This window comes from Sphingomonas sp. FW306-05-A (assembly GCF_058782275.1).
The window spans coordinates 1,114,246-1,140,837 of the sequence record NZ_JBYSXN010000002.1 but is presented as its reverse complement, the minus strand read 5'-3'; the positions used below and the strand labels follow the sequence as shown (position 1 = coordinate 1,140,837).

The window sequence follows — 26,592 nt, the reverse complement described above, 5'->3', positions numbered from 1 at the left end:
GCGGCCGGGGGGGTAAATGAATGCACAGGTCGGTTCTGGTCGCGGTCGCCGCGTGCGCGGTCGGCATCGCCGCGGGCGCGCCGTCGGCGTCGGCCAAGGGCGCACCGCCGCCATCGGATGCTGCGCGCACCGCCGCCTATCTCGACAAGATCGCGGACAGTCCGCCGCGGTTGCGGATTTTCCTCGCGACGCTGCCCAAGGGCGGCGACCTCCACAACCACAATGGCGGGTCGATCTACGCCGAGGATTTCCTCCGCTGGGCGGCGGTGAGCGGGCTGTGCATCGCGACCGATAGCTGGCGCGTCGTCGATCCGCCGTGCGATGCGCCCAACCGCGTGCCCGCCGCGGGGCTGGAGCGCGATTATGCGCGCTACAGCCGCGCGATCGACGCGTTCTCGACGCGTGGGTTCGAAACCGGCGTCGGCGACCCCAAGGTCTCGGGCTACGACCGCTTCTTCGCGACGTTCGACGCCTTTTCGGGCGCTGCGCGCGGCAATGGCGGCGCATCGCTTGCCTTGACTCGCGAACAGGCCGCCGCCGATCACGTGGCCTATCTCGAACTCGGCTCGGGATCGCCCGTGTCCGCCACCGCCGTGGCGGCGCTCGCGAAGGTTGCCGACGCCACGGACTTTGCGGCGATGGCGACGCAGATGGCCCCGATGCTACCCGACGCGGTGGCCAAGGTGCGCGCCGAATATGATGCGATCGAGGCGAAGGCCGCGGAGATCGACCGCTGCGGCAGTGCGACGCCCGCGCCCGCTTGCGGCGTGGAGGCGCGCTACCTCTACACCGCGATCCGCACCTTGCCCCCGGCGGCGGTGTTCGCGCAGCTTGCGCTGGGCTTTGCGGTCGCCGAGGCCGATCCGCGCTTCGTCGGGATCAACATCGCCGCGCCCGAGCATGATCCGATCGCGATCCGCGACTATGCGCTGCACATGCGGATGATCGCGTTCCTCAAGGCACGGCATCCGCAAGTCAATCTGTCGCTCCACGCGGGCGAACTGACGATGGGGCTGGTCCCGCCGCGCGACCTCGCGTTCCACATCCGCGATGCGGTCGCGGTCGCTGGCGCGCGCCGGATCGGGCACGGGATCGACGTGGCGTATGAGACCGACGCGACCGCGCTGCTGGCACGCATGGCGCGCGAGCGGATTGCGGTGGAGATCAATTTGACGAGCAATGCGGTGATCCTGGGCGTCAAGGGTCGCGATCATCCGCTGTCGGTGTACCGTCAGGCTGGCGTGCCGGTGGTGCTGTCGACCGATGACGAGGGCGTATCGCGCTCAGACATGACCAACGAATATGTCCGCGCTGTCACCGAACAGCATCTGCGCTACGCCGATCTCAAGCAGATTGTGCGCGACGGGCTGCACTACAGCTTCCTGCCGGGGGCGAGCCTGTGGGCGGACCGGGCGGGCGGTGCGCGTGTCACGGTGTGCGGCGTGCTGACCACGCCTGGCTGCGCGACGTTCCTCGCCGCCAATCCCAAGGCCGCCAAGCAGGCGCAGCTTGAGCGCGATCTCGCGGCGTTCGAGGCGGTCCGGCGCTAGGCGGTGGCGGGGTGTGCGACCGGGTCGGCGGGCACCAGGAGATTGAGCACGATCGCGATCACCGCCGCGGGCAACACGCCCGACGTCGCCAGGATCCGCAGCGTATCGGGCAAATGCGCGACCGTCGCGGGTTCGAGCTGAAGCCCCACCGCGACCGACAGCGCGACGCCGAAGATCAGCATGTTGCGCTGAGTCCAGGCGACATCGGACAGGATCGCCAGCGCCGCCGAGGCGACCATCCCGAACATCACGATCACGCCGCCGCCGAGCACTTCGATCGGGATCGTGATGATCGCCGCGCCGATCTTGGGCGCGAGTCCGCACAGCAACAGGAACACCGCACCGATCGTGACGATGTGGCGGCTCATCACCCCGGTGATCGCGATCAACCCGACATTCTGGCTGAACGAGGTGTTGGGCATCGCGCCGAACACCGCGCCGATCGCGGTGCCGACCCCGTCCGCGCAGGTCGCGCCGATCAGCTCGCGGTCGGTGGCGGGGCGTCTGGCGGTGCCTTCACAGATCGCCGAGACCGCGCCGATCGATTCGATTGCGGAGATGAACCCCATCAGCACGAACCCCGCGATCGCCGATGCCGACACCGCATAGCCGAAGTGGAACGGCGAGGGGAGCATCACCCATCCCGCCGCGCCGATCGGCGCGAGCGACACCTTGCCCAGCGCGGCGGCAACGCCGTACCCCGCGCCCAGCCCGATCAGCACCGCCGCCGATGACCAGATCCCGCGCCCGTAGAAACTCAGGCCCAGCGTCACCGCGACGACCACGCCCGCCAGCAGCCAGCTACTACCCGCGCCATACGCGGCGCTGCCCTGCGCGGCGACGCCGCCGGCGGCATATTGCACACCGATCCGCATCAGCGAGATGCCGATCATCAGCACGACCAGCCCGGTGACGATCGGTGGCAGCGCGAAGCGGATGCGGCCGACGAACGCGCTCAGCCCGGCATGGACCAGCCCGCCGCACAGCGCCGCGGTCATCAGCGCCCCGATCGCGGCAGGGCCCTGGCCTGCGACGATCGGGATCATGATCGGCAGAAAGGCGAAGCTCGTCCCCTGCACCAGTGGCAGGCGTGCGCCCGCGCGGCCGACCCCGACGGTCTGGATCAGCGTGGCGACCCCTGCGAACAGCATCGACATCTGGATCAGATAGATCATGGCGCTCGGATCCTTCGGTCCGTAGCCAAAGCCCGCCGCGCCAGCGACGATGATCGCGGGCGTCATGTTGCTGACGAACATCGCCAGCACATGCTGAATACCGAGCGGGATCGCGACCGCGAAGCCGGGGAAATAATCGGGGTCGCGCGCCTGCGCCGGGGTCATCGCTCCGCGCATCAGACAAGCTCCTTGAGGCGGGCGATCGACCGTTCCGCCGCGCGCACGATGTCGCCACGATCGACCCGCGCGAGCGCGCCGTCGCGCACCACCGCGCGGCCTTCGACGAACACGTCGCGTGCGCCCGATGGCGGAGACAGGATCAGCCCCGCGACCAGATCCCATGCCCCGGTGGAGGAAAGGTCTGCCATGTCCCACACCGCGATATCGGCGCGCTTGCCGACTTCGAGCGATCCGCAATCGTCGCGCCCGAGCATCTCGGCCCCGCCGCGCGTGGCGAGGAACAGCGCGGCACGCGGGTCGAACGCGGCAGCGCCACCGACCGCGCGCTGGAGGAGCATCGCCTGTCGCGCCTCCTGCAGCAGGTTGCCGCTGTCGCTCGACGCCGATCCGTCGACCCCGAGGCCGACCGGAACCCCGGCCGCGACCATCGCCCGCAAGGGGGCGATCCCCGATCCGAGCCGGCAGTTGGAGCACGGGCAATGCGCGACTCCGGTGCGAGTCCGTGCGAACAGCTCGATCTCGGCCTGATCCAGTTGCACGCAATGCGCGAGCCAGACGTCCGGCCCAGTCCAGCCGAGGCTTTCGGCATAGGCACCCGGGCGGCAGCCGAAGCGTTCGAGCGAAAAGGCGACGTCGTCCGCGTCTTCCGCCAGATGCGTATGGAGCATCACCCGCTTGTCGCGCGCGAGCAGTGCGGAATCGCGCATCAGTCCCTGGCTGACCGAAAAGGGCGAACAGGGCGCGACGGCGACGCGCACCATCGCGCCGGGGGCGGGATCGTGGAAGCGATCGATTACGCGGATCGTGTCGGCGAGGATTGCGTCCTCGTCCTCGACCAGGCTGTCGGGGGGCAGGCCGCCCGCGCTGGTCCCGACGCTCATCGCGCCGCGGGTCGGGTGGAAGCGGATGCCGATGCCGTCCGCCGCGGCAATCGTATCGTCGAGCGTCACGCCGTCGGGGAACAGATAGAGGTGATCGGTACTGAGCGTACAGCCCGACATCGCCAGTTCGGCAAGCCCCAATTGCGTCGCGGCGAACACGTCCTCGGGGCGATAGCGTGCCCAGATCGGGTAGAGCCGCTTGAGCCAGTCGAACAACGGCGCGTCGATCGCGCCCGGCACCGCGCGGGTGAGCGACTGGAACAGGTGATGATGCGTGTTGACCAGTCCCGGCGTCACCACGCACCCGCGCGCCTGGACGACCTCGTCCGCGGTTCCGATCAGCCGCGCGAGGTCGGCGGTCGAGCCGACCGCGACGATCTCGCCACCCCGGAACGCGACTGCGCCGTCGGTGATCTCGCGGCGCGGCGTGTCCATGCAGACCAGCATGTCGGCATGGACGATGACGGTCAGGCGCACGGGGCCGCGATCATTGCGGGACGGTCTTTTCATACTTGTCCCAATGCGCGGACAGTTCGTCGACCACCTTGGAGCCGACCCGGTAGAGCGATTCCACCGATGCCTCGAGCCCGGCATAGCCTTCGTTCTCGCGCAGCAGATACGATGCCGCGTCCACGCCGGGGGGCGGCATCGTGTAGTTGCTGCCCGCGCGCAGTACCATGAAGCGGTCCTTGTCGACTCGCCCGATCCGGTCGAGCCCGAGGATCGCCTGATAGGTGCCGGTCTCCTCCATTGCCGAGGTGACGAACGTGCCTTTGCCTTGCGTCCAGTAATCGACCCAGTCGCCCGCCCAGTCGGTCATCCGCGCGCCGTGCCAGAAGGTCAGCGCGGCGAGATTGTCGCCGGTCAGCACGAACGGCGGACGCTGCGCCATCGGGAAACCGACATAGCGCGCGCGTTCGGCGGCGATGTGCAGGTCATCGGGCAGCGCCACGTCGCGCGTCAGGCGATACGCCCAGTCGCGCAGGCGCGGGTTGATCTCGAACACTTCGCCCGTTGGTTTGGGCGGGCTGCGGTCGTTCGGGCCCTGCTTGCCGCGCGCGAAATAGCCGGTCTTCCAGTCCTTCGGGATTTCGCGCGCGTCGATCTCGTGCGCGAGATCGCCATCGACGAGGAAGCGCGCCCATGCCGCCGACCCGATTGAGGCGTGGTGCGGATCGATCCCCGCGATCCCGGCGACGAGGAAATAGGCGTGGCGCAAGTCGAAGCGCGGATCGAGCCCGAGGGCCATCGTCGTGTTGGCCGAGCGGATATTGCCGACCCCCGTCACCACGCCAAGGATCTGGCTGTCGGGGTTGTAGTAAAGGTCGTGCGATCCTTGCGGGAAGGGGATGCGGACATCGAGATGACGGCGTTGCTTCCACAATTGGAACTCGCCCGCGACGTCGCCGCTGTCTTCGCCGATCTCGAACAGCGTGACGATGACGATCCGCACCGGCAGCGGCTTCGCGCACGGCCCGCCGGGCTTGCAGAGCGTCGCGGTGGTGGCGGGTCTCGACGGTTGCGCGGGAAGCGGGACGCTGGCCACACCGATCAGCGCGAGGAATGCTGCAAGCCGAAGACGGAACGGGAAACGCATGGGGGTCGGACTTTCGTCGGTCGGCAACGCTTAGAGAGATACCGGGGGAAACAGCTGCGCGGGCACCGGCGAACCGGTGCCCGCGCGCGGATCAGAACTTGTAGGTCACGCCCGCCTGGAAGCTGCGGGGCTTTTCGGGGAGCACGATCGTGCTGCCGAACAGTTCGGTGAAGTTGGCGCGGAAGTAGGTCGCGTCGGTCGCGTTCTTGACGACCAGGCGGAACAGCCAGTCGTCATGCGTATAGGACACGCCGAGATCGACCAGCGTGTACGCCGGAAGCTTGACCACGCGCGACTGGCCCGAGAAGACCGAGTCGACATGGACGATGCTGCCGCTGAGCGCGAAGCCATTGTCGAACGCATAGGTCGCGGTGCCCGAGACGAGATTGGTCGGAATCCCCTGGCGACGCGACGCTTCCTTGTCGGGGATCAGCACCAGCCCGCCCGGCTGTCCGCCGAGGAACAGCGTCGGATCGGTCACGTTGACGAGGTCCTCGATCCCGAAGAAGCTGAACGTCGACCCGGCATCGAGGAAGGTCAGGTTATACACCTTGGTCCGCGTATAGGCCGCAGTGAGCAACAGATGCTTGTCGACCGACCAGCGTGCCTCGGCCTCGACCCCCTGCGTCTCGACCGACTGGTTGACGGTCGAGGACTGGATGTTCCGGTCGACGCGCTCCTGCTTGTAGACCGACAGCGCGGCGTACAGCTTGCCGTTGAGCCACTGGCCCTTGATCCCGCCTTCGAACAGTTTGGAAGCCGTCAGGAAGGTGCCGCCCGCCGCATCCGCCGCCGCGACTTCGGAGCCTTGGCCTGCGATGATCGTCGTCTGGCGCGAGATCGTGCCGTAAGGGATCAGCCCGAACGGCAGCTTGTACGAGACGCTCGCATTGTACGACCAGCCACCCTTGCTGCCCGACCCCGAGGGCAGCACGCCCGCGGGCGAAACCAGCGTCTCGATCCGGTTGGTGGAGGACACGTCGACCTGGTCGTACCGGCCCCCCAGGATCACATCCAGCCCGAACGCGAAATCGGCATCGATCAGGCCCGCAAAACCGTAATCGGTATAATGGCCCTTCATGTTGTTCGCATATTCGCAGTTGCACTCGTTCGAGAGCAACCGGTCCGAAAGCGCATCATAGCCCTTGGTCAGATCGACCCGGTGGAAATATTCGAAGTTGAAGTCATCGCCGTGATCGAACTTGGTGTAGCGGATCGACGGCGAGAGCTGCACCGCGAAGGTCGCGTAATCGGTCTTGAACGTCTTTGCGGCGACGATCTTGTCCTCGATCGCGTAGGAATCGTGGAATTGTGAAAAGCCGTAGGCGTTGTTGTTGCGGTTGTCGGTGCTGTCGTAGAAGAACTGGTTCTTGATCTCCAGGCTGTTGCCGCCATCCCAGATGATGTCGAAATAGCCGGTCGTCTGCTTGTTGCGCAGGAAATCATTGGGGCCGGTCAGCACGTTCTTGCGGCTGAGCGTCGCGGTGCCGGTGTTGGTCAGCGCGAGATAGTTGTTGAGCGCGGGATTGCCGTTCGCAGCCTTCAGGTTGTTGAAGCACGCATTGGTGATCGACGCGGCGAACACGTTGCCGCCGCACGAAAAGCCGCCAAATGGTGAGAAGGTGCCGACGCTGGTGAATTCGCCCGGGGAAATCTGCCCGTCGCCATTGGTGTCGAGCGGTTTCGCGCTTCCGGTGATGTACGTGCCATTGTCGACCAGATCCTGCGTCAGGCGGTTCCAGCCGCCGTTCTGCTGGCCGTCGTATTTCTGGTACATGCCGCCGAACTCGACCCGCAGGCTGTCGGTGATCTGATTGTCGAAGGCCGCCTGCAGCACGACGTTGCGCGTCGACATGTTGCGGTAATAGCTGCCCGAATCCTCGATCTCGCCATACAGGCTATAGCCGAATTCGGTGCCCCCCACGCGGAGTGGCCCGCGCAGCTCGGCCTTGATGACATTATAGTCCCAGCTGCCGCCGGTGTAGCTGACCTGGCCCTCGGCATGATCGAGCAACGCGCCGCCCTTCACGCGCGCGGATTTGGGCACGAAGTTCATATAGCCGCCGGTCTTGGACGGCCCGTAGATCGGCGAGGCCGGCCCGCGCACGATGTCGATCCGCGCGGAGGCGGCGATCGGCGTGGGGTAGTTGCCGGGGTTGTCGAGCCGGCGCACGCCGCGGAAATAGACTTCGCCCGGTGTGCCGCGGATATCGAGCGCACCACCGACCCCGAAGAACGAGTTGGTGAACGTGCCCGGCGCCTGCGCGACGAGATCGTAGATGTCGGTGACGCCGAAGCGTTCGATCTGTTCGCTGCTGATCGTCGAGGCCGAGCGCGGGGTTTCGACCAGCGTCTTGTTGAACCCAAAGATCGAGCCGACGTCCTTGTTGGGCAGCGCGTTGAGGCTGCCGGTGACGACAATGTCCTGCCCGGTGTCGGTGCCGTCGGGCTCGGCGACGGCGGTCTGCGCGATTGCTGGCGTGCCGAGCGCAGCGCAACACAGGATCGTGGCCCCGAGCAGCGCGCGGCGCGTCCGCCGGCTTCGCGTGACGACGGGTGTAGCGATATTATCCAAGCTCAAATCCGTCACAACGTTGACCCCCTTGATGATGCTCCAGCCGAACGATCCCCCCTCGGCTGACGAAACTTTATTGCGATCCGCTGGTCTTTGCCGCGGTAATGCTGCGCTGCACAAACTAAAACGACAATGTTTGTTCTGTAAACTGGTAATCCTGCCCATCGTAGAAATGGATGTAGCTGGTGTGACAATAACGAGACGCAACAGGGCGTCTTGTGCAAAGATGTGTATGTCCGAAAGGAGCAAGAACTACGCAAGGCAAGCTTAGAAAGCCCAGCGAGATACCCGTTGAGACACTTAATATTGCCAGCGACGAAACCTGTTTATTTGGTTTTCTGAAGCTGCTGCCTGCGCGATAATTTGCTACACATTGGGTAATCGCTTGACGTGCCGTGAGCAAATGCAATGAATTCGACGGACCGTTGCAAAAGTTAGAGTGGTATGCCCGCCTTTTCCCGTTTCCTGCGTTATTTCATCGCCGTCGGACGGCTCGGGTCGATCCGCAAGGCCGCGGACGAACTCAACGTCTCCGCCTCGGCGATCGATCGGCAGATCCTCAACGTCGAAGCCGATATCGGCATGCCGCTGTTCGAGCGGCTGCCGACCGGGCTGCGGCTGACCGCCGCGGGCGAGATCATGATGGCGGCGGGGGGGCGGTGGCAGAAGAACATGGCCGACGTCCGCGCGCAGATCGAGGATCTGCAGGGATTGAAGCGCGGGCATGTCGACATCGCGATCATCGACGCGCTGGCCAAGGGCTATATCCCCGGCATGATCCAGTCGATCCAGAGCCGCTATCCCGGCATTTCGATCGGCGTGAAGGTGTTGGAGAACGATGCGGTGCGGCTCGCGATCGCGAGCGGCAAGGTCGACTTCGGGATCTTCTTCGAACCGCAGACCTTCCGCGACATCACGGTGCGTGCGTTCGTCGATGTCGTGCTCGGGTTCGTCACGCCTGCGGGCCATCCGTTCGGCGCGCGGCGCGAGGCGCGGTTCTCGGCGTGCGTCGGATCAGCGCTGATCGTGCCCGCCGAACCGCTTGCGGTGTGCCAGCAGATCGCGGTGCTGGAAGGGACGCTCGGCGTGGCGCTCGACAAGAAGGTGACGTCCGACAATATCCAGATGATCACCTCGCTCGTGCTGCAAGGCGTCGGGATCGGAATTCTGACGTCGCTCGACATCATCACCGAGATCCAGCGCGGGCTGTTGTCTTTCACGCGAATCTCGGACCCGATCCTGCGCCCGATGACGCTTGCGCTGTGCACCGCATCCGCGCGGACGCCGTCGCATGCCGCGGGGCTGGTGCTGACCGAGATCGAGCACGGGTTCGCGCAACTGAGCTATCCCGCCGCGATCACGCCCACCGCGGGGCTTGCCGTCCCGGAGGCGGAGACATGATCCGCCGTTCCGGTTGCCCAATGCTGCCGGACCGGATACCCCGCCTTTTCCCCGCCGCCGCCCACCGGGCCGCCACATGGATCGCCGCGCTATGAGCACCGCCGCCAGCCCCGAACTCTATCACATCCCGCACGACACGTTCGTCGCCGATACACAGGCAGTCGCACAGGCGGTACGCGAGGGGGGATGGATGCCCGATTTCGTCATCGGCATCGGTCGCGGCGGTCTCGTCCCCGCGGTCTATCTGTCGCACGCGCTCAACGTCCACATGCTGTCGATCGACCATTCGTCCAAGGTGCCGGGCTTCGCCGACGAATTGCTCGGCAAGGTCGCCGCGAAAAGCGCTGACGGGGTGCGGTTGCTGTTCGTCGACGATATCAACGACAGCGGCGGGACGATCGCGGATATCCGGCGTCTGTTGGTCGAGAATGGCTGCGACACCGGCAAGGTGCGCTTTGCGGTGTTGCTCGACAACATCCGCTCGAAAGTACAGGTCGACTACCGCGCCGAACGGATCGACCGTACCGACGACAAGCGTTGGTTCGTCTTCCCGTGGGAAGCGGTCGGGATGGACGAGACGATCGTCGAGGAATCCCTGTCGGTGCCCGAACGCTTCGCCTGATCGGCGCGGCGCGCACCGGTCGGCCGGTTGGCGATCAGCCGCAGCATCAGTGCCTCCAGCCGTGCCGGGTCGATCCGGCGGACAACCTCGGCGGACTGCTCGCCGAGGCCAGGCTGATAGCCCGCACGCCACGACAGCTGGTCGCCATAGCCCGCCCCGAACTGCGTGTCGTAATCGACAAACAGCGTCTCACGCTCGGTCACGAGGCTCGGATCAAGCCACACCCCGGCGGCGATCTCGTCCCATAGCGGAAAGCCCGGCTCGATCGTCGCGATGAACGCGGCGAGCGCGGGGGTTGCGGCGCGCTTGAGCCGGTCGAGCAGATCCTGCGTGAGTTCGGTCGCGGCGGATGGGTCGACCGGAACCACCGTGATCTTGCGCCACGGGCTGCGCGACATGATGCTCGCGGCCTCGGGGTCGAAGCGGATGTTGAATTCGCGGCGCGGGGTGTTGACGAACTCGCGTGCGAATTGCGCAGACGAAACCGTGTCGAGCATCTGCCGCGGATTGAAGCTGCCGCCCATATAGACCAGCTCCTTGGCCAGTCCCGCGAAGCTCGGATCGAGCCGCTGCGCGAGCGCGAGGTTGGTCATCGGCCCAGTCGCCATAATCGTGATCTGCCCGGGATAGCGATGCACCATCCGGATCAGGAAGTTGGCGGCGATCTCGGGTGAGGCTTTGGTATGCGGGTTGCCGTCGGGCAAATCGACCGGATCGTCGGGGCCATGATAGGGCGGGGTGCTTTGCTGGGTCGGCTCGACCCATTGCTTCATCCACGCGCCCTTCCACGTCAGCTTGCCGTAGAGCGCTTCCCAGCGTTCGGTCTGGCGCTCGCTATTGACCAGCGGATAGGTCGCCCCTGCCGCGACGGGCACGTCCTCGCGCCCCAGAATCTCGAGACCGCGCAGCGCCTGTGCAGTCGCGCGGTTGACCCAGACGTTGCCCGACACCGTCGTCAGCCCGAGCACTTCGACGTCGGGTGCCTGAAGCAGCATCACGTGCATCAACGCGAAGCCTTCGTCGTCGATGATGATCTTGCGCCGCTCCGGCGGTGCCGCTGTCGCCGCCGACGCGGTCAGCGCGACGATTCCCATCAGGATTGCGAGGAACCGCCGCGCGCCGCTCACGCGTGCGCCGCGACGTAGCGGTCGAGTCGGTCGAGATTGGCGGCAACCGCAGTGTCGGGGAGAAACGAGCCGGTGAAGCTGTTGCGCGCCAGCGTGACGAGTGCGGCGCGATCGAGCCCGCGCCCGGCAGTGACCGCGCGGTAATTGTCGCCGATATAGCCGCCGAAATAAGCGGGATCGTCCGAATTGATCGTAGCGCGCAACCCCAAAGCGAGCATCCGGTCGAGCGGATGCTCCGCCAGATCGCCGACCACGCACAGCTTGAGGTTGGACAGCGGGCACACCGTCAACGTCATCGCGTCGCGCGCCAGCCGGGCGACCAGCGCCTCATCCTCGAGCGCACGATTACCGTGGTCGATCCGGTCGACCTTTAGCGTGTCGAGCGCCTGCCAGACATAGTCGGGCGGGCCTTCTTCGCCGGCGTGCGCGACCAGCTTCAGTCCCTTGGCCGCCGCGGCGGCGAACACGCGCGCGAACTTTTCCGGGGGATGGCCGAGTTCGGACGAATCGAGCCCGACCGCGGCGATCCGGTCGAGCCACGGCTCGGCTGCGGCGAGCGTCTCGAACGCGGCGTCTTCGCTCAGGTGGCGCAGGAAGCTGAGGATCAGCGCGCTGGTCAGCCCATGACGCTCCTCTGCCGCCGCCATCGCGGACAACAGCCCTTCGATCACCACGCCGAACGGCACGCCGCGATCGGTATGTGTCTGCGGATCGAACATGATTTCGGCATGGACCACCCCGTCCGCCGCCGCGCGGTCGAAATAGGCGGTGGCGAGATCGTGGAAGTCGTCTTGCGTCCGCAACACGTCGGCGCCGGCATAATAGATGTCGAGGAAGTCCTGCAGATTCCCGAAGGCATAGGCCGCGCGGACTTCGTCGACCGAGGCATAAGGGATCGCGACCCCGTTGCGCTGCGCAAAGGCGAACATCTGTTCGGGCTCCAGGCTGCCCTCGATGTGCAGATGGAGTTCGGCCTTGGGCAAGCCGGCGATGAAGGAGTCGAGATCGGTCATGCGCATAATCTAGGGATGCTGCGTCGCACCATCAAACGCAATGAACACGACGGGGTCATGCAATTTTCGCACGGGTACGTTTCGCGCGTCATGCCGGGGCATCCCTGTCCCAAACGCATAGGCCCATCACATAGGTGCGCCGGATCGCGCGATCGTCACCGAGGATCTGCAACGCGAACAGCTGTTCCGCCAGCGTCGCGCCGCGCGTTCGCCGCGTTAGCAGCGGTGTCGCGGCGGGATCGAGCACGACGAAATCGGCCTCCTGCCCGGGTTCCAGGCTGCCGACACGGTCGCCGATATGCAGCAGCTCCGCGCTTCCCGCGGTGGCTAGATACAGCGCGCGGAACGGATCGAGCGGATCGCCGCGCGCGAGCGCCGCCTGATACGCTAGCCCCGCGGTCGACAGCATCGAGAAGGACGTTCCTGCCCCGACATCGGTGCCGAGGCCGAGGCGGAGCGCGTGGCGATCGGCCTGTCCGAAATCGAAGAAGCCCGACCCGAGGAACAGGTTGGAGCTTGGGCAGACCGCAACCCCCGCGCCGCTGTCATGCAACCGCGCGCACGCACGATCGGACAGATGCACGCCGTGCGCGAAGACCGAGCGCGGGCCGACCAACCCGAACCGGTCATAGACATCGAGATAATCCGCCGCGTCGGGAAACCGCGCGGCGACGGCGGCGCATTCCCCCAGATTTTCCGCGAGATGCGTATGGAGCAACACCCCCGGATGCGCCGCCAGCAGCGTGCCGGTGTCGTGCAACTGCGCATCGGACGAGGTGAGCGCGAACCGCGGTGTCACGGCATAACCGAGCCGTCCATGGCCGTGCCAGCGGCGGATCAGCGCCGCGCTATCGGCGCGCCCCGTGTCCACGGTATCGGCAAGCCCCGCCGGCCCCTGGTCCATCAGCACCTTGCCGGCGATGATCCGCATGTTGCGCAGCGCCGCCGCCTCGAACAGCGCATCGACCGACTGCGGATGCACCGTCGCGAACACCAGCGCGCTGGTGGTGCCGTTGCGGAGCAGCTCGCTAAGGAACGCCGCCGCGACGCCGTCCGCATGGGCACGGTCGGCGAACGCCATTTCGGCGGGGAAGATATGCCGGTCGAGCCAGTCGAGCAGTTGCGCGCCGTGCGACGCGATCCGGTCCATTTGCGGATAATGGATATGCGCGTCGACGAAGCCCGGGACGATCAGGCCGGGCAACGCCGCGATCGTGAGACCGGGGAAGCGCGGTGCTATATCGGCGTGGTCGCCGCGCGCGACGACGATGCCGTCCTCGACCACCAGCAATCCGTCCGGCTCGTGGCGGACCGCATCGGGGTGGTCGCGCGGATCGTGCGGGACCGACAGCAGCGCGCTGCGAAAGCCGAGGAGCGTCATGCCGTTTCCCGCAACTGGAGCAACTGCGCGAGCGCCGCGATTGCGATGACGTCGGGTTCCTTGCCCGTCACCCCGGCGATCCCGATCGGCGAGGTGAGCCGTGCGAGCGCCTCCGCCCCGATCCCGTCGTCGGACAGCCGCGTGCAAAAGCGCGCCTTCTTTGTCGCCGACCCGATCAATCCCACGAAAGCGATCCGTTCGCGCGCAAGCGCCGCCCGCGTCAGCCGGTAATCGAGCGCATGGTCGTGCGTCAGGATCAGCATCGCGGCATCGTCGGGGGCCTCAGCGACGCACTGCTCGATCGCGCCCTCGGGCACGACCGCAACCCCGTCGATCGAATCGAACACCGGGCGTGAGTCGAACCAGGCGAGCCGGAAGGGCAGGGATGTGCCGTGTCGCGCGATCGCCTGACCGACATGCCCCGCCCCGAACAGATAGAGCGGACGGCGATAGTGTCCGATCGTCTCGACCAGGTCGGTCCCCGCGCGGGGCCGGTCGCCGCGCGCGGAGAGGGCCATCGGCACAGCGGCTGCGCTGACATGGCGTTCGATCCGGTCGGGCAGCAGCGTCGAGACCAGCACGCACCGTTCCCCCGCGTCTGCGATCCACGCCAGCCGCGCGGGATCGACATGTTCGATCAGCAGGCGAACCCGCCCGCCACAGCATTGGCCGAGCAACGGTCCGAGCGGATAATCCTGAATCCGCCAGCTCCCGGGGGGCAGCGCCAGCAGTGCGCGCGACTGCTCGATCGCGCGAAATTCGAGCTGCCCGCCGCCGATCGTCCCGCTTAGGCCGTCCGCGGTCACGAGCATCCGCGTCCCCGCCCCGCGCGGCGCGGAGCCTTCGGTCGCGAGCACCGACACCAATGCGGCGGGGTCGCAGCGGTCAATGTCGCGCAACCAGCCGAGCCATGCGGTCATGCCGGCCCAGCCGCCACATGGCCCGCGATCGCGCGCAGGATCGCCTCGGGCGTGGCGGGAGCGTCGAGCGGCGGAAGCGTCCGTCGATCGGGCGCGGTCGCGGCAACCGCTGCGGTCAGCGCGGAAAACACCGAGATCGCGAGCATGAACGGCGGCTCGCCGACTGCCTTCGATCGATGGATCGTCGGTTCGACATTCTCGCCGTCCCACAGGTCAATCGCAAAACGGCGCGGGCGGTCCGACGCGGTCGGGATCTTGTAGGTCGCCGGCGAATGGGTGAGCAGCCGTCCGGCGTCGTCGAACACCAGCTGCTCGGTTGTCAGCCAGCCTTGGCCCTGCAGGAAACCGCCCTCGATCTGCCCGAGATCGATCGCGGGATTGAGCGAACGCCCGACATCGTGAAGGATATCGACCGCCAGCACCTTATGCTCGCCGGTCAGCGTGTCGATCGCGACCTCCGCCACCGCCGCGCCATAAGCGAAGTAATAAAAGGGCCGTCCGTGATGCGCCGCGCGATCATAGGCGATGTCGGGGGTGGCGTAATAACCGGTCGCCGCGAGCGAGATCCGCCCGATATGCGCCTTGCGGCACGCTTGGCCGAAGCTGATCCGCTCGCCGCCCGCGACGACGCCGTCGGGCGTGAACGCGACCGCCGCCGCGTCGCAGCCGCAGCTCCGCGCAAGAAAGGCGGTGAGCCGGTCACGGATCGTCATCGCGGCATGGTACGCTGCCATGCCGTTGAGATCGGCCCCCGACGACGCCGCCGTCGCCGAAGTGTTTGGCACCTTGTCGGTCCGTGTCGCGGTGATCCGGACTTGCGCCAGCGGCACCGCGAACACGTCCGCGACGATCTGTGCGACCTTGACGTAGAGGCCCTGGCCCATCTCGGTGCCGCCGTGATTGATCTGGATGCTGCCATCGGCATAGACCAGCACCAGCGCGCCCGCCTGGTTGAGATGCGTGCTGGTGAAGCTGATCCCGAACTTGACGGGGGTCAGCGCGATCCCCTTCTTGAGCACGGTGTTCGCCGCGTTGAACGCATCGACGCCCGCGCGCCGCATGTCGTAGCGCGCCGTCTGCCGCAGCCGTGCGATCAGTTCGGGCGCGATATTGTCGGCGACGGTCATGCCGTAGGGCGTGACGTCGCGGCCCGGACCGTAGAGATTGGCGATCCGCACAGCGAGCGGATCGCGACCGAGCGCGAGCGCGACCGCATCCAGCACGCGCTCGATCGCGATCATCCCCTGCGGCCCGCCGAAACCGCGGAACGCCGTCGCCGAGACGGTGTGCGTCTTGAGCCGTTCGGACACGATCTCGACCGCGGGCAGCCAGTAGCAATTGTCGGCATGGAACATCGCGCGGTCGTTGATCGCGGGGGAGAGATCGACCGTCGCGCCACAGCGCGAGGCAAGCCGCAATTGCAGCGCGAGGATATGCCCCTCGCCATCGAAGCCGACGGCATAGTCGATCCGGAAATCGTGGCGCTTGCCGGTCATCGCCATGTCGTCGTCGCGGTCGCAGCAGAATTTGGCGGGCCGCCCGGTCTTCGCCGAGACCAAGGCGGCGGCGGCGGCGAACAGCGCCGCCTGCGTCTCCTTGCCGCCGAACGCGCCGCCCATCCGGCGCACCTCGACCGTGACATCGGCGGAACTGAGCCCGAGCATATGCGCGACGAGATGCTGGACTTCGCTCGGATGCTGGGTCGAGCTCAGCAGATGGATCTGGCCGTCCTCGCCGGGTGTCGCGACCGCGACTTGCCCCTCGAGGTAGAAATGATCCTGTCCGCCAAGATCGAACCCGCCCGACAGCGTATGCGGCGCGGTCGCCAGCGCCGCCGCCGCATCGCCGCGCGCCATCCGCTGAGTCGGCTCGATCAGCGACTCCGCCGCGCGGGCATCCGTGATCGTCAGCAGCGCGGGGCGCGGTTCGTAATCGATCCGTCCGAGCCGCGCGGCCTTGCGCGCCGCGGTCCGGCTGGTCGCGGCGACGAGGAAAACCGCCTGCCCGACGCACAGCACTTCGCCATCGGCAAGCAGCCGGTCGTCGTGTGCGACCGGGCTGACGTCGTTCGCGCCGGGAATGTCCGCGGCGGTGTATACCGCGACGACGCCGGGTGCGGCACGCACTGCCGCCAGGTCGATGCCTACGATCGCGGCATGCGCCTGCGTGCTCTGCCCGAAGGCGAGGTGGAGCATTCCCGGCGGCTCGGTCCCGTCGTCGGCATAGCTCGCCGCCCCGCTGACATGCAGTCGCGCGCTGTCGTGCGGCGGCGCGCGCGTGTCGCGGGTTGGCGCGCGGACGGGCTGGGCAAGGTCGCGCTCAGCCATCGATCGTCTCCAGATCGAGCACCGAAACGGTCTCCCCGTGCGCCTTGTGCCACAATCGGCGGAGCAGATTGCCCGCCGCTTCGAGCCGATACGCGCTCGACCCGCGGACGTCGTCGAGCGGGGTGAAGTTGCTGCGCAGCGCATCCGCCGCGCGCTCGATCGTCGCGCGCGTGAAGTCCGCGCCCGTCAGTGCGGCTTCGCATGCCGCTGCGCGCTTCGGCGTCGCGGCCATGCCGCCAAAGGCGACGCGCGCCTCCGTGATGCGCCCCTCGCGGAGCGTCAGCTTGAAAGCCCCACACACCGCCGAAATGTCGCTGTCGAAGCGACGGGTGAGCTTCGAGATATGCACCAGATCGTCGGGACCCGGGCGCGGAAGCCACAGGCTCTCGACGAACTCGCCCGGCCGCAAATCCTGTTCGCGATAGGCGATGAAATAGTCCTCAATCGGGATCGTGCGGCGGCCCGCCTTGCTGCGCAGCGTCAGCTCTGCGGCGAGCGCAATGAACGCCGGGGGACCGTCGCCGATCGGCGAGCCATTGGCGATGTTGCCGCCGATCGTCGCGGCGTTGCGCACCTGCAATCCGGCAAAGCGCCGCGTCAGTTCGCCCAGATCGGGGTGGAGCCGCGAGAACGCCGCATGTGCCTCGGCATAGCGCACCGCCGCGCCGAGCCGGATGCCGTTCGCGTTCTCGTCGATCTGGCGCAAGGCGGGGATGTCGCCGATGAAGATCGGGTTGCTGATCTCGCGCAACTGCTTGGTTACCCACAGGCCGACATCGGTCGCGCCTGCGACGAGGCACGCATCGGGATGCTCCACGAGCAGATCCGCCAGCGCTTCGGGGGTGCACGGGGCGTCGGCGCCCGCGTCGCCGAGCGCGTGGAGCTGCGCAAGCAACGCGGCATCGTCGCGTGTCACCGGTGAGGCCGCTTCGCCCGCAGCGAGGATCGGGCCGTAGCCGGTGCAGCGACACAGATTGCCCGACAGAACGTCCGCGACGGGCAGTGTCGATCCCGCCGCGCCGATGCAGCGCGCGTAGAGCGACATGACGAACCCCGGCGTGCAGAAGCCGCATTGCGCGCTGCCGTTCTCGGCCATGCACGTCTGGATCGGCGTCAGCGCACCGTCTGCGTCGGCGAGGCTTTCGACCGTCAGCAACGCCTTGCCGTCGAGCATCGGCAGGAACTGGATGCAGGCGTTCACCGCGCGCCAGGACAGCGCCGTCCCCGCCGCATCGGGTTCGCCGACCAGCACGGTGCACGCGCCGCAATCGCCCTCGGCACAGCCTTGCTTGGTGCCGGTGCGGCGCGCGGTGTAGCGCAGGTGATCGAGCAAGGTGGCGGTCGGGTCGACGCCCGTCAGCGCGACGGTTTCGCCATCGAGGAGGAAGCGCACGTCCATCTCAGCTTCCCCGATAGGTCGAATAGCCGAACGGCGAGACGAGCAGGGGAACATGATAATGGCCGTCGTCGGCGATGCCGAAGTCGATCGCCACCACGTCGAGAAACGGCGGATCGGGCAGGGCGACACCCGCCGCACGGAAATAGGCGGCGACCGCGAAGACGAGGCGATAGCGGCCGGTCGCAAGCGTGGGCAACCCGGTGCAACGGCCGTCGGCGTTGGTGATGCCCTCGAACAGCGGTGCACCATCGGCGGTGGTCAGCCGCACCGCGATCCCGGCAGCAGGGCGGCCGTGCGTGGTGTCGAGCACGTGCGTCGAAAGGCTGGTCATGCTGCCGCCGCTGTCTGGGGGGTGGGGACGGGGAGCGGCCATGCGCCGACAAACTCCGCCTCGTCATACGCGAGCAGGTCGGCGATCAGCGCTGCGCGATCGTCGAGAAAGAGCTGATCTGAAACCCCGCGCACCAGCCGTGGCAACGCCCCCTGCAATCCCGACAGTGCCGATGCCGACAGGCCGAGGCTGATCAGCGCGCCGTAATGGAACGCGAACAGCCCGTGCATCCGCGCCGCATCGCCCTCGGTGCGCGGGAGAAGCTCGAACCCCGGCCCGAGATAGGGGTGCGCGTCGATCAGCGCGTTGGCGCTGCCCTCAGGCGGCGTAAAGCGGTCACGCCAGCGCGCGACGCCATCCGCCACCAGCCGCAATTCGGGGCGCAAGGCGGGATCGCTGACGAGCCCGGTCGACAGGACGAGGAAGTCGAAGTCATGGTCGCCCTGCGGCGTCGTCACGCGCGCGCCGTCAGCCGTCGCCGCGACCGAGAGCCACGGTGCGCCGAGGTGGAGCGTGAACCCCGGCCATGCCGCGGCGCGCGCGAAGGTGTCGTTGGTCGGCGGCTGGTTGTGGCTGAGGAACGCCGCCATCACCGCATATTTCTCGCCGTCCGACAGCGCCGGATAGCGCCCAGTGAAGCCGACGCGTTCCATGAAGCGGATCGGGTTGATCCGCGGGAGCACGCTGCGCCGGATGAAGACGTGCGCTTCGGCGACCCCCGCCTGCAACGCGCAATGGGCGTTGTCGAACGCCGAAGCGCCGCCGCCGAGGATGCTGATCCGCTTGCCCGCGAGCGCGGCATAGTCGATCGCGGCGCTGGTATGCGCGTACAGCGTCGGCGGCAGCGCATCCTTGATCATCGCGGGCACATGCCATTCGCCGCCGCCCTGGATCCCCGTCGCGAGCACGACCTTGCGCGCGAGCAGCGCCGGCTGTCCGTCGAGATGCAGCCGGTGGATACCGTCCGCGAACGGTTCGATCAGCGTCAGCCGCGTGTCGTTGCGCACGGGCAGCGCGAGCACGCGGCGATACCAGCGCAGATACGCCATCCAGTCGCCGCGCGCGATCTTGTCGACCGCCTCCCAGCCCGCGCGGCCATGCTGCGCCTCCCAGAAGGCGCGGTAGCTGAGCGCGGGGATGCCGAAGTCGATCGGGTTGAGATGCTTGGGTGTGCGCAGCGTGATCATCCGCGCATAGGTTTCCCACGGGCCCTCGAAGCCCGCCGGGTTTTCGTCGATCACCAGGATGTTCGAGACGCGCTCGCGCAACAGCCCGAACGCCGCCGCCAATCCGCTTTGCCCGCCGCCGACGATCACGACGTCATGGACATGCGTGCCCTCCACGCTGCGCGGCCGGGTCCAGTCCGCCCCGCCGTGCCCGATCAGCATCAAATGCCGCTTCAGTTCCGCCTCGAGCGCGGGCAGGCCGATTGCGTCGCTCATCGCATGTCCTCCAGTCGCAGTCTGACGATTTCGCCGATTTCGCCGAGCGCGGTCGCGATCTCGCTGTCGCGGTCGTACGCGAGGCGGCGTTCCATCGCGGCGAGGATCCCGGCCTTGTCGGTTCGCCGCACGCAGATGATGAAGGGGAAGTCGAAGCGCGCCGTGTACGCCGCGTTGAGCGCGTGGAAGCGTGCATAGTCTTCGGGCGTCAGCCGATCGAGCCCGGCCGATGCCTGTTCCGCCGCCGATGCATCGGTCAGCGTGCGGTCGATCGCCGCCTTGCCCGCGAGCTCGGGATGCGCGCGGATCAGCGCGAGCTGTTCGTCGCGCGTCGCGGCGGCGACCACCGCCATCAGATCGGCATGGCGGTCGCCCGACGACGGGTTCGCATCGGCGCGCTGCTCGACCCACGGGCTATGCTCGAACAGCGCGCTCAATGGCTGTCCCCTTCGAGGCTGACATGCGCCGAGACGACCTTCCAGCCATCGGCGAACTTGACCCAGGCCTGGCTCTGGCGTCCGCGCCGGTCGCTCCCCGCGCGGAAGAATTCGGCATCGGCGGTGGCGAACCCCGCGGCATAGACGGTGATCGCAACGCGCCCGAGGCTGCGCTGCGGTGATCCGCCGCGGCCTTTGCGGAAGGCACGGATCGCGTCGATGCCGTACAGCACTTCGGCGACGCCGTAGCGGTTGGTCGTCGGCGCGGCGTGGAACAGCGCGTCCATCGCGGCGACGTCGTCGGCCATCAGCGCGCGCTCATAGGCGTGGAACGCTTGCGTCATTTCCGCGAGCAGCACCGGGTCGTCGATCGGGATGTCGGTCATGCCGGGTCAACCTCCCGCCAGTGGCGCGCGATATCGATGCGCCGCGCGATCCAAGCATCGCCAGAAGCAAGCACATGATCGACGAAGCGCGCCAGTGCGCGCGCCCGCGCCGGGCGACCTGCGATCCGGCCGTGCAAGCCGATCGACAGCATCCGCCCACCTTCCTCGCGCAACTGGTCGAAGCTGTCGCGCAGGTAGCGGAAGAACTGCTCGCCCTCGGTAAAGCCGTTGAGCGCGACCATCTTCATGTCGTTGGCGTCGAGCGTATAGGGGACGATCAGTTGCGCAGCGCCGTGGCGCCGGTCCCAATAAGGCAGGTCGTCGGCATAGCTGTCGGCATCGTAAAGGAACCCGCCCTCCTCGGCGACGAGCCGCGCGGTGTTGGGCGAGGTCCGCCCTTGATACCAGCCGAGCGGTCGCGCGCCGGTCAGCGCCGTGTGGAGTGCAATCGCCTCCGCGATATGCGCGCGTTCGGTCGCTTCGGGAACGGTCTGGTAGTCGATCCAGCGCAGCCCGTGGCTGGCGATTTCCCACCCGGCATCCTGCATCGCCGCAACGACCGCGGGGTTCGCCTCCATCGCCCTCGCGACTGCGAACGCCGTCACGGGAACACCGCGCGCCACGAACAGTCGGTGCAACCGCCAGAACCCCGCACGCGCGCCATATTCGTACAGGCTTTCCATCGCCATCGCGCGGTCGGGATGGCTGCCTGCGCCGACCATTTCGGACAGGAAGGCCTCCGACCCGGCATCGCCGTTGAGCACCGAATTCTCGGCACCTTCCTCGTAATTGACGACGAACTGCACCGCGACGCGCGCGCCGCCGGGCCAGCGCGGATCGGGCGGGGTGGCGCCATAGCCGATCAGGTCGCGCGGCGGCGTCATGCGTCCCACGCGGCGATCGCCGCATCGACCGCGCCGCCTGCGGGCAGCACGACCCCCTCGCGGCGCAGGCACGCCTCGAGCGCGCCGAGCGTGATCAGCACCTTATGCTTCATCGCATTGTAGCCCATCGCACCGAGTCGCCAGATCCGCCCCTGCAACGGGCCGAACGCGGTCCCGATCTCGATCTCGAACTGGTCGCGCATCGCGGTGCGGACGCGCTCGCCGTCGACGCCTTCGGGAATGTAGACGCCGGTGACGTTGGTCATGCGGTGCGCATCGTCCCCGAACACGCGCAAGCCCATCGCGCGCAGCCCCGCGGTCATCGCGCGACCCGCGGCGGCATGGCGCGCGAAGCGCGCTTCGAGCCCTTCGCCCAGCGCCACGCGCGCGCATTCACGCGCCGCATAGAGCATCGAGGTCGCCTCGGTATGGTGGTTGAGCCGCTTCTCCGACCAATAATCCATGATCATCGCGAGATCGAAATAGTTCGACCCGATCCGCGGCCCCACGCCATCGGCGATGTCGGCGCGGCGGATGCCCTGTTCGACGTGGCGGCGCGCAGCGATGTGCGCGGCGGCGGCGTCGGACAGCGTGATCGGTGCAGAGCCGGAAGGGCCGCCGAGGCATTTCTGCAGGCCGCCCGTCACGACGTCGATCCCCCAGCGGTCGGTCGCGATCTTCATCCCGCCGAGCGTCGCGGTCGCATCGACATAGGACAAAGCCCCCGCCGCGCGGCACAGCGCCCCCAGACCTTCGAGCGGCTGCGCCATCGTCGTCGACGTGTCGCCGTGGACGGTGGCGACGACCTTGGGTGCGAACCGCTCGATCGCGGCGGCGATCGCATCGAGCGGCACGGTCTCGCCCCATGGTGCATCGACCGTTTCGACCACCGCGCCGATCCGCGCGAGGATTTCGGTCAGCAACAGCCCGAACCGCCCGAAATTGACCACCAGCACGCGGTCACCCGGCACCACCAGCGACACCAGCGACGCCTCGATCGCGGCGCGCGCGGTGCCGTCGATCAGCATCGTCCACGGGTTGCGCGTGCCGAACACCGGGCGATACAGCGCCATCACCTGGTTCATGTAGCCGGTCATTTCCGGGTCGAACTGCCCGAGCAGATCCGCCGACATTGCGCGCAGCACGCGCGGATGCGCGTTGACCGGGCCGGGGCCCATCAGCAGCCGCTGCGGCGGATCGATTTCGCCGAACAGGTCGATCGCGTCATCATTCGGCATGCGCCGCTCCCAGTCGTTCGATAAAGCCGAGCATGACGCGCAAAGCGATCTCCGCATCGGCGGGGTCGACATGCTCGGCGGGATTATGGCTGATCCCGTCCCTGCAGCGGACGAACAGCATCGCGGTCGGGCACAAAGCGGCCATCACCATCGCATCATGCCCCGCACCCGAGACGAGCCGCCGCACCGGCTGCCCCGCCGCGACCGTCGCCGCGTCGAGCAGGTCCATCAGCGCGGGATCGCACGGACTGGCGGGAAGGTCGTGAACACGCTCGATCGCAAAATCGAGCCCCCGCGCGTCGGCGATGGCGTGGATCCGGTCCAGCATCGCTTCCGCCGCCGTATCGCGCCGCGCGGCATCGCCTGCGCGCACCTCGAGCGTGAAGCGCACGCTTCCCGCGATGACGTTGGCAGCACCCGGCAAAGCCTCGATCGTGCCGACCGTCGCGACCAGATCCGACGCAGCGGCACGCGCGATCGCCTCAACCGCAAGCACCATCTCCGCTGCACCCGCCAGCGCATCGCGCCGGAGCGGCATTGAGCACGTCCCCGCATGCCCCGCCGCCCCGATCACCGCGACACGGTAGCGCAGTTGCGCGGCGATCCCGGTCACGGTGCCGACCGCAAGCCCCTCGGCCTCGAGCACCGGCCCCTGTTCGATATGCGCCTCGAGATAGGCGAGCGTCGTGCCCGGCGCGCGCGCAGCCGAGCAGTAACCCGCGAGATCGATCAGCTCCCCCAGCCGCACGCCGTCGCCGTCGCACAGCCCGAGCGCGCCCGGATCGAGCGTCCCCGCGACTGCGCGGCTCGTCAGCATCGCGGCGGGGAAGCGCGAGCCTTCCTCGTCGCCAAACGCGATCACCTCGATCGCGAAGGGCAGGCGGCCCCCGGCGAGCGCCGCGACAGCCTCGATCCCGAGCAATATGCCGAGCGGCCCGTCATAGCGCCCGGCATCCCGCACGCTGTCGATATGACTGCCGATCAGCAGCGCAGGCGCATCGGGTACGCTGCCCTCGTAACGGCCGATCAGATTGGCGGCGGCATCGCGGCGGACCGTCATGCCTGCTTCGGTCATCCATGCGGCCACCACGTCCAATGCGGCGTGGAAGGTAGGCGTCAGATAGCCGCGATACAGCCCCTCCGCCGTGTCGCTATAGGGCGCGACGCCGAGCATATCGCACCGCGCCACCGCGCGCGCGCCGCCGGGGAGGGGGGCGCTCACCACGCCGCCACCTGGCCGTCGCTGCGCGGATCGGTCGCGCCTTCGAGCAGCCCGTCGCCCGAGCGGACGATCGCGCCGGCATGGCCCATCGTCGCGCTGGGCGGCCCGATCCGTTCGACGTCGTGCCCGGCGACGGCGAGCGCTGTGTACAGTTCGGGCGCAAAGCCGTCCTCGATCTTGAGCGTCGTGCTCGCCTCGCCCCAGGTCCGCCCGAGCAGCCAGCGCGGCGCGCTGATCGCGTCCTGCAACCCCGTGCCGAAGCGCGCATAGCGCGTGAACAGCGCCGCCTGCGTCTGCGGCTGGCCCTCGCCACCCATCGTCCCGTACGCCATGACGCGCCCGTCATCGAAACGCGCAAGCGCGGGGTTGAGCGTGTGGAACGGCTTGCGGCCGGGGCTGAGCGCATTCCATCCGTTGCTCGCCAGCAGGAACGAACTGCCGCGATTCTGCCAGGTGAGGCCGGTCTGCGGCAGCACCAGCCCCGATCCGAACTCGAAATAGGTCGACTGGATCGCGCTGACGACGCGACCGTCCGCATCCGCCGCGCCGAACCAGCACGTATCGCCCAGCGCCGCGGGGCGTGGCCACGGCAGCGCGGTGGCCGGGTCGATCTGCGCCGCCAGCCGGTCGAGCGCGGCGGGATCGTCGAGCAGGCCCTGCACGTCGAAATCGTGGAACGCCGGATCACCGATATGCCGGTCGCGCAACAGGAACGCCTGCTTGGTCGCCTCGACCAGCCCGTGAACGTGATCGAAATCCTCCCCGCGCGCGACCTTCAGCCGATCGAACAGCGCAAGGATCAGCAGCGAGGCAAAACCCTGCGTCGGCGGGGCGCTGTTGTAGAGATCGGCGTCGGTGATGCGGGTGTGGAGCGGCGTGGGGCGGGTCGCTTCGTGCGCGGCAAGATCCGATGCCGAAACCGGGCTGCCGAGCGTGGCCAGATCCTCGGCGAGCAACGCCCCGAGCGTGCCGCGATAGAAACCCTCCGCTCCGTCCCGCGCCAGCATCCGTAGCGTGGCGGCGAGCGCGGGTTGGTGCAGCCGCTCGCCTTCGCGCAACGGCCGCCCCGCGGGTTCGAAGATCGCGGCATAGGCACCGGGCTGCCCGCGCAGCTCAGCACCCTTTGCCGCCGCAATAGCCGCCCCGCCGCGAGTCACCGCGACGCCATTCCCGGCATGGAAGATCGCATCGCGCAGCAACCGACTGAGCGGCAACGATCCACCACCCTGATCAAGCGCGGCAGCCCAGGCGGAGATCGTCCCCGCCACCGTATTCGCCGCCAGCGGTCCGCGTGTCGGCACACCGGCGTGGCCCGCATAGAGCGCCAGATCGGCATTTGCCGCCGCACAACCGCAACCATGCACCGCATCGACTCGCCCGTCGGGCTCGGCGATCAGCCAGAAGCCGTCGCCGCCGATCCCGGTCATGTGCGGATAGACCACCGCGAGCGTCGCCGCGACCGCGACGCTCGCTTCGATCGCGGTGCCGCCGTCCTGCAGCACCCCGAGGCCGGCTTGCGCGGCTAGGTGATGCGGCGCGGTCACCATGCCGCGATAGGAGCGGACGGTGTGGCGCATCAGTCGGGCAACGCCGCGACGAAGTGCCGCACGACATCCGCCGAATTGATCGAGGCGAGCGTCATAAAGGTCGTCATCTGGTTCGACCCGGCATCGCCGCCTGCCAGATCGGACAGGCTGCGGAACACGATCACCGGAACGCCATTGGCAAAGGCGACCTGCGTCACCGCGCCGCTTTCCATGTCGAGCACGCGCGCCTTCCACGCGTCGAACAGGTAATCGCGGAAGGCGGCATTGTCGGCATAGACGCCCGCGCTGACCCCCGTGCCGCCGATCACGATCTTGGGCTGATGGGCCAGGCACGCGGCGGGACGCGCCGCCGTCGCCGCGCCATCCTCGACGCAGCGGCGCAGCGTGATCGACCCCGCGACCTTGCGCGCGAGCGCGAGCAGCGCAGGATCGGCGGCGAGCAGATAATGCCGCTGCCACGCTTCCTTCGCATTGCCGACGCGGACACCGCGCGGGAACATCATGTCCCACGCCGCGGGGGCCTCGGGGTCGATCGCCTCGGGCGGAATCCAGCCTTGCGGTCCCTTGCGGGCGAAGGAGACCTCGAGATACTGGCCCCATTGCTCGGGCACGATCACGTCGCCGATCGCGAGCGACGGGTCGACCCCGCCCGCGATCCCCGAGAACACGATACGCTTGACCGTAAAGCGATCGAGCACGAGCTGCGTGTTCATCGCCGCATTGACCATGCTGACGCCGCTTTGCATCAGCAGCACGGGCTTGCCCGCCATCGTGCCCGTCACGAAGACGAGGCCGTTGATCTTCTGTTCGACCGGGGAGTCGACCGAGCGGATCAACGCATTCCATTCGGGCAGGAAGGCGGTCATCACCACGGTGCGCGGCGTCGTATCGCGGGTTTGCGCCATCGCAGGCACCGATCCCGCGAACAGCAGGAGCAGGAAAAGGCGGCGGATCATA

The 26,592-nt window shown here is 67.8% G+C and carries 21 protein-coding genes and 1 pseudogene; 3 read left to right on the top strand and 19 right to left on the bottom strand.

From position 1 onward, the window contains the following. The first annotated feature begins 20 nt into the window (after positions 1 to 20). A complete protein-coding gene (locus AC3WJR_RS14085; RefSeq protein ID WP_492725594.1) occupies positions 21 to 1,550 on the top strand; it encodes an adenosine deaminase family protein in 1,530 nt (509 codons plus the stop codon). Here the strand turns inward: AC3WJR_RS14085 and AC3WJR_RS14080 are convergent. The 4 genes from AC3WJR_RS14080 to AC3WJR_RS14065 all read right to left on the bottom strand — a co-directional run bounded on the left by AC3WJR_RS14080 (position 1,547) and on the right by AC3WJR_RS14065 (position 7,958). Then, the gene (locus tag AC3WJR_RS14080) at positions 1,547 to 2,902 is read right to left on the bottom strand and encodes a uracil-xanthine permease family protein (RefSeq protein WP_492725593.1); all 1,356 of its coding nucleotides are present in this window, start codon (positions 2,900 to 2,902) and stop codon (positions 1,547 to 1,549) included. The genes AC3WJR_RS14085 and AC3WJR_RS14080 overlap by 4 nt on opposite strands. Then, positions 2,902 to 4,263, bottom strand: a complete 1,362-nt coding sequence (locus tag AC3WJR_RS14075; protein ID WP_492725592.1) for an 8-oxoguanine deaminase — start codon at positions 4,261 to 4,263, stop codon at positions 2,902 to 2,904. The genes AC3WJR_RS14080 and AC3WJR_RS14075 overlap by 1 nt, the downstream gene beginning before the upstream one ends. A gap of 10 nt (positions 4,264 to 4,273) precedes the next feature. Further along, complete coding sequence (locus AC3WJR_RS14070; protein WP_492725591.1) at positions 4,274 to 5,383, bottom strand: purine nucleoside permease; 1,110 nt, start codon at positions 5,381 to 5,383, stop codon at positions 4,274 to 4,276. Positions 5,384 to 5,474: 91 nt separating this feature from the next. Beyond that, on the bottom strand, positions 5,475 to 7,958 hold the full coding sequence (locus AC3WJR_RS14065) for a TonB-dependent siderophore receptor (protein ID WP_492725590.1): 2,484 nt from the start codon (positions 7,956 to 7,958) through the stop codon (positions 5,475 to 5,477). Positions 7,959 to 8,402: 444 nt separating this feature from the next. Between AC3WJR_RS14065 and AC3WJR_RS14060 the strand changes: the two genes are divergently transcribed. Together AC3WJR_RS14060 and AC3WJR_RS14055 are read left to right on the top strand one after the other, a co-directional pair. Next, positions 8,403 to 9,359, top strand: coding sequence for a LysR family transcriptional regulator (locus AC3WJR_RS14060; RefSeq protein ID WP_492725589.1), 957 nt, complete (start codon positions 8,403 to 8,405; stop codon positions 9,357 to 9,359). A 91-nt stretch (positions 9,360 to 9,450) separates the two neighbouring features. Further along, positions 9,451 to 9,981, top strand: a complete 531-nt coding sequence (locus AC3WJR_RS14055; protein ID WP_492725588.1) for a phosphoribosyltransferase — start codon at positions 9,451 to 9,453, stop codon at positions 9,979 to 9,981. Positions 9,982 to 10,007: 26 nt separating this feature from the next. Here the strand turns inward: AC3WJR_RS14055 and AC3WJR_RS14050 are convergent. The 15 genes and pseudogenes from AC3WJR_RS14050 to AC3WJR_RS13980 all read right to left on the bottom strand — a co-directional run. Further along, positions 10,008 to 11,075: pseudogene (locus AC3WJR_RS14050) on the bottom strand (nucleoside hydrolase); the annotation flags it as partial. Positions 11,076 to 11,104: 29 nt separating this feature from the next. After that, positions 11,105 to 12,121, bottom strand: a complete 1,017-nt coding sequence (locus AC3WJR_RS14045) for an adenosine deaminase (RefSeq protein WP_492725587.1) — start codon at positions 12,119 to 12,121, stop codon at positions 11,105 to 11,107. An 88-nt stretch (positions 12,122 to 12,209) separates the two neighbouring features. Next, complete coding sequence (gene guaD, locus AC3WJR_RS14040) at positions 12,210 to 13,502, bottom strand: guanine deaminase (protein WP_492725586.1); 1,293 nt, start codon at positions 13,500 to 13,502, stop codon at positions 12,210 to 12,212. Further along, positions 13,499 to 14,422: a xanthine dehydrogenase accessory protein XdhC gene (xdhC, locus tag AC3WJR_RS14035; RefSeq protein ID WP_492725585.1), complete on the bottom strand. Its 924-nt coding sequence runs from the start codon at positions 14,420 to 14,422 to the stop codon at positions 13,499 to 13,501. Before xdhC ends, guaD begins: the two co-directional genes overlap by 4 nt. Beyond that, complete coding sequence (gene xdhB, locus AC3WJR_RS14030; protein WP_492725584.1) at positions 14,419 to 16,749, bottom strand: xanthine dehydrogenase molybdopterin binding subunit; 2,331 nt, start codon at positions 16,747 to 16,749, stop codon at positions 14,419 to 14,421. Before xdhB ends, xdhC begins: the two co-directional genes overlap by 4 nt. Further along, the gene (xdhA, locus tag AC3WJR_RS14025) at positions 16,742 to 18,148 is read right to left on the bottom strand and encodes a xanthine dehydrogenase small subunit (RefSeq protein ID WP_492725583.1); all 1,407 of its coding nucleotides are present in this window, start codon (positions 18,146 to 18,148) and stop codon (positions 16,742 to 16,744) included. The genes xdhB and xdhA overlap by 8 nt, the downstream gene beginning before the upstream one ends. Position 18,149: 1 nt before the next feature. After that, complete coding sequence (uraH, locus tag AC3WJR_RS14020) at positions 18,150 to 18,479, bottom strand: hydroxyisourate hydrolase (RefSeq protein ID WP_492725582.1); 330 nt, start codon at positions 18,477 to 18,479, stop codon at positions 18,150 to 18,152. Then, positions 18,476 to 19,921, bottom strand: coding sequence for an FAD/NAD(P)-binding protein (locus tag AC3WJR_RS14015; RefSeq protein ID WP_492725581.1), 1,446 nt, complete (start codon positions 19,919 to 19,921; stop codon positions 18,476 to 18,478). The genes uraH and AC3WJR_RS14015 overlap by 4 nt, the downstream gene beginning before the upstream one ends. Further along, entirely contained in the window at positions 19,918 to 20,358 is a 441-nt protein-coding gene (uraD, locus tag AC3WJR_RS14010) for a 2-oxo-4-hydroxy-4-carboxy-5-ureidoimidazoline decarboxylase (protein ID WP_492725580.1), read from the bottom strand. Before uraD ends, AC3WJR_RS14015 begins: the two co-directional genes overlap by 4 nt. Further along, on the bottom strand, positions 20,355 to 20,735 hold the full coding sequence (gene hpxZ / locus AC3WJR_RS14005; RefSeq protein WP_492726155.1) for an oxalurate catabolism protein HpxZ: 381 nt from the start codon (positions 20,733 to 20,735) through the stop codon (positions 20,355 to 20,357). Before hpxZ ends, uraD begins: the two co-directional genes overlap by 4 nt. Before the next feature lie 5 nt (positions 20,736 to 20,740). Then, entirely contained in the window at positions 20,741 to 21,628 is an 888-nt protein-coding gene (gene puuE / locus AC3WJR_RS14000; RefSeq protein ID WP_492725579.1) for an allantoinase PuuE, read from the bottom strand. Beyond that, complete coding sequence (locus tag AC3WJR_RS13995; protein WP_492725578.1) at positions 21,625 to 22,866, bottom strand: pyridoxal-phosphate-dependent aminotransferase family protein; 1,242 nt, start codon at positions 22,864 to 22,866, stop codon at positions 21,625 to 21,627. The genes puuE and AC3WJR_RS13995 overlap by 4 nt, the downstream gene beginning before the upstream one ends. Further along, positions 22,856 to 24,091: an allantoate amidohydrolase gene (locus tag AC3WJR_RS13990; protein ID WP_492725577.1), complete on the bottom strand. Its 1,236-nt coding sequence runs from the start codon at positions 24,089 to 24,091 to the stop codon at positions 22,856 to 22,858. The genes AC3WJR_RS13995 and AC3WJR_RS13990 overlap by 11 nt, the downstream gene beginning before the upstream one ends. Next, positions 24,085 to 25,665 carry a gamma-glutamyltransferase family protein gene (locus tag AC3WJR_RS13985; protein WP_492725576.1) on the bottom strand — a complete coding sequence of 527 codons (1,581 nt, stop codon included), beginning with the start codon at positions 25,663 to 25,665 and terminating at the stop codon, positions 24,085 to 24,087. The genes AC3WJR_RS13990 and AC3WJR_RS13985 overlap by 7 nt, the downstream gene beginning before the upstream one ends. Further along, positions 25,665 to 26,591 carry a 5'-methylthioadenosine/S-adenosylhomocysteine nucleosidase gene (locus AC3WJR_RS13980; protein WP_492726153.1) on the bottom strand — a complete coding sequence of 309 codons (927 nt, stop codon included), beginning with the start codon at positions 26,589 to 26,591 and terminating at the stop codon, positions 25,665 to 25,667. Before AC3WJR_RS13980 ends, AC3WJR_RS13985 begins: the two co-directional genes overlap by 1 nt. Between the last annotated feature and the right edge of the window lies 1 nt (position 26,592).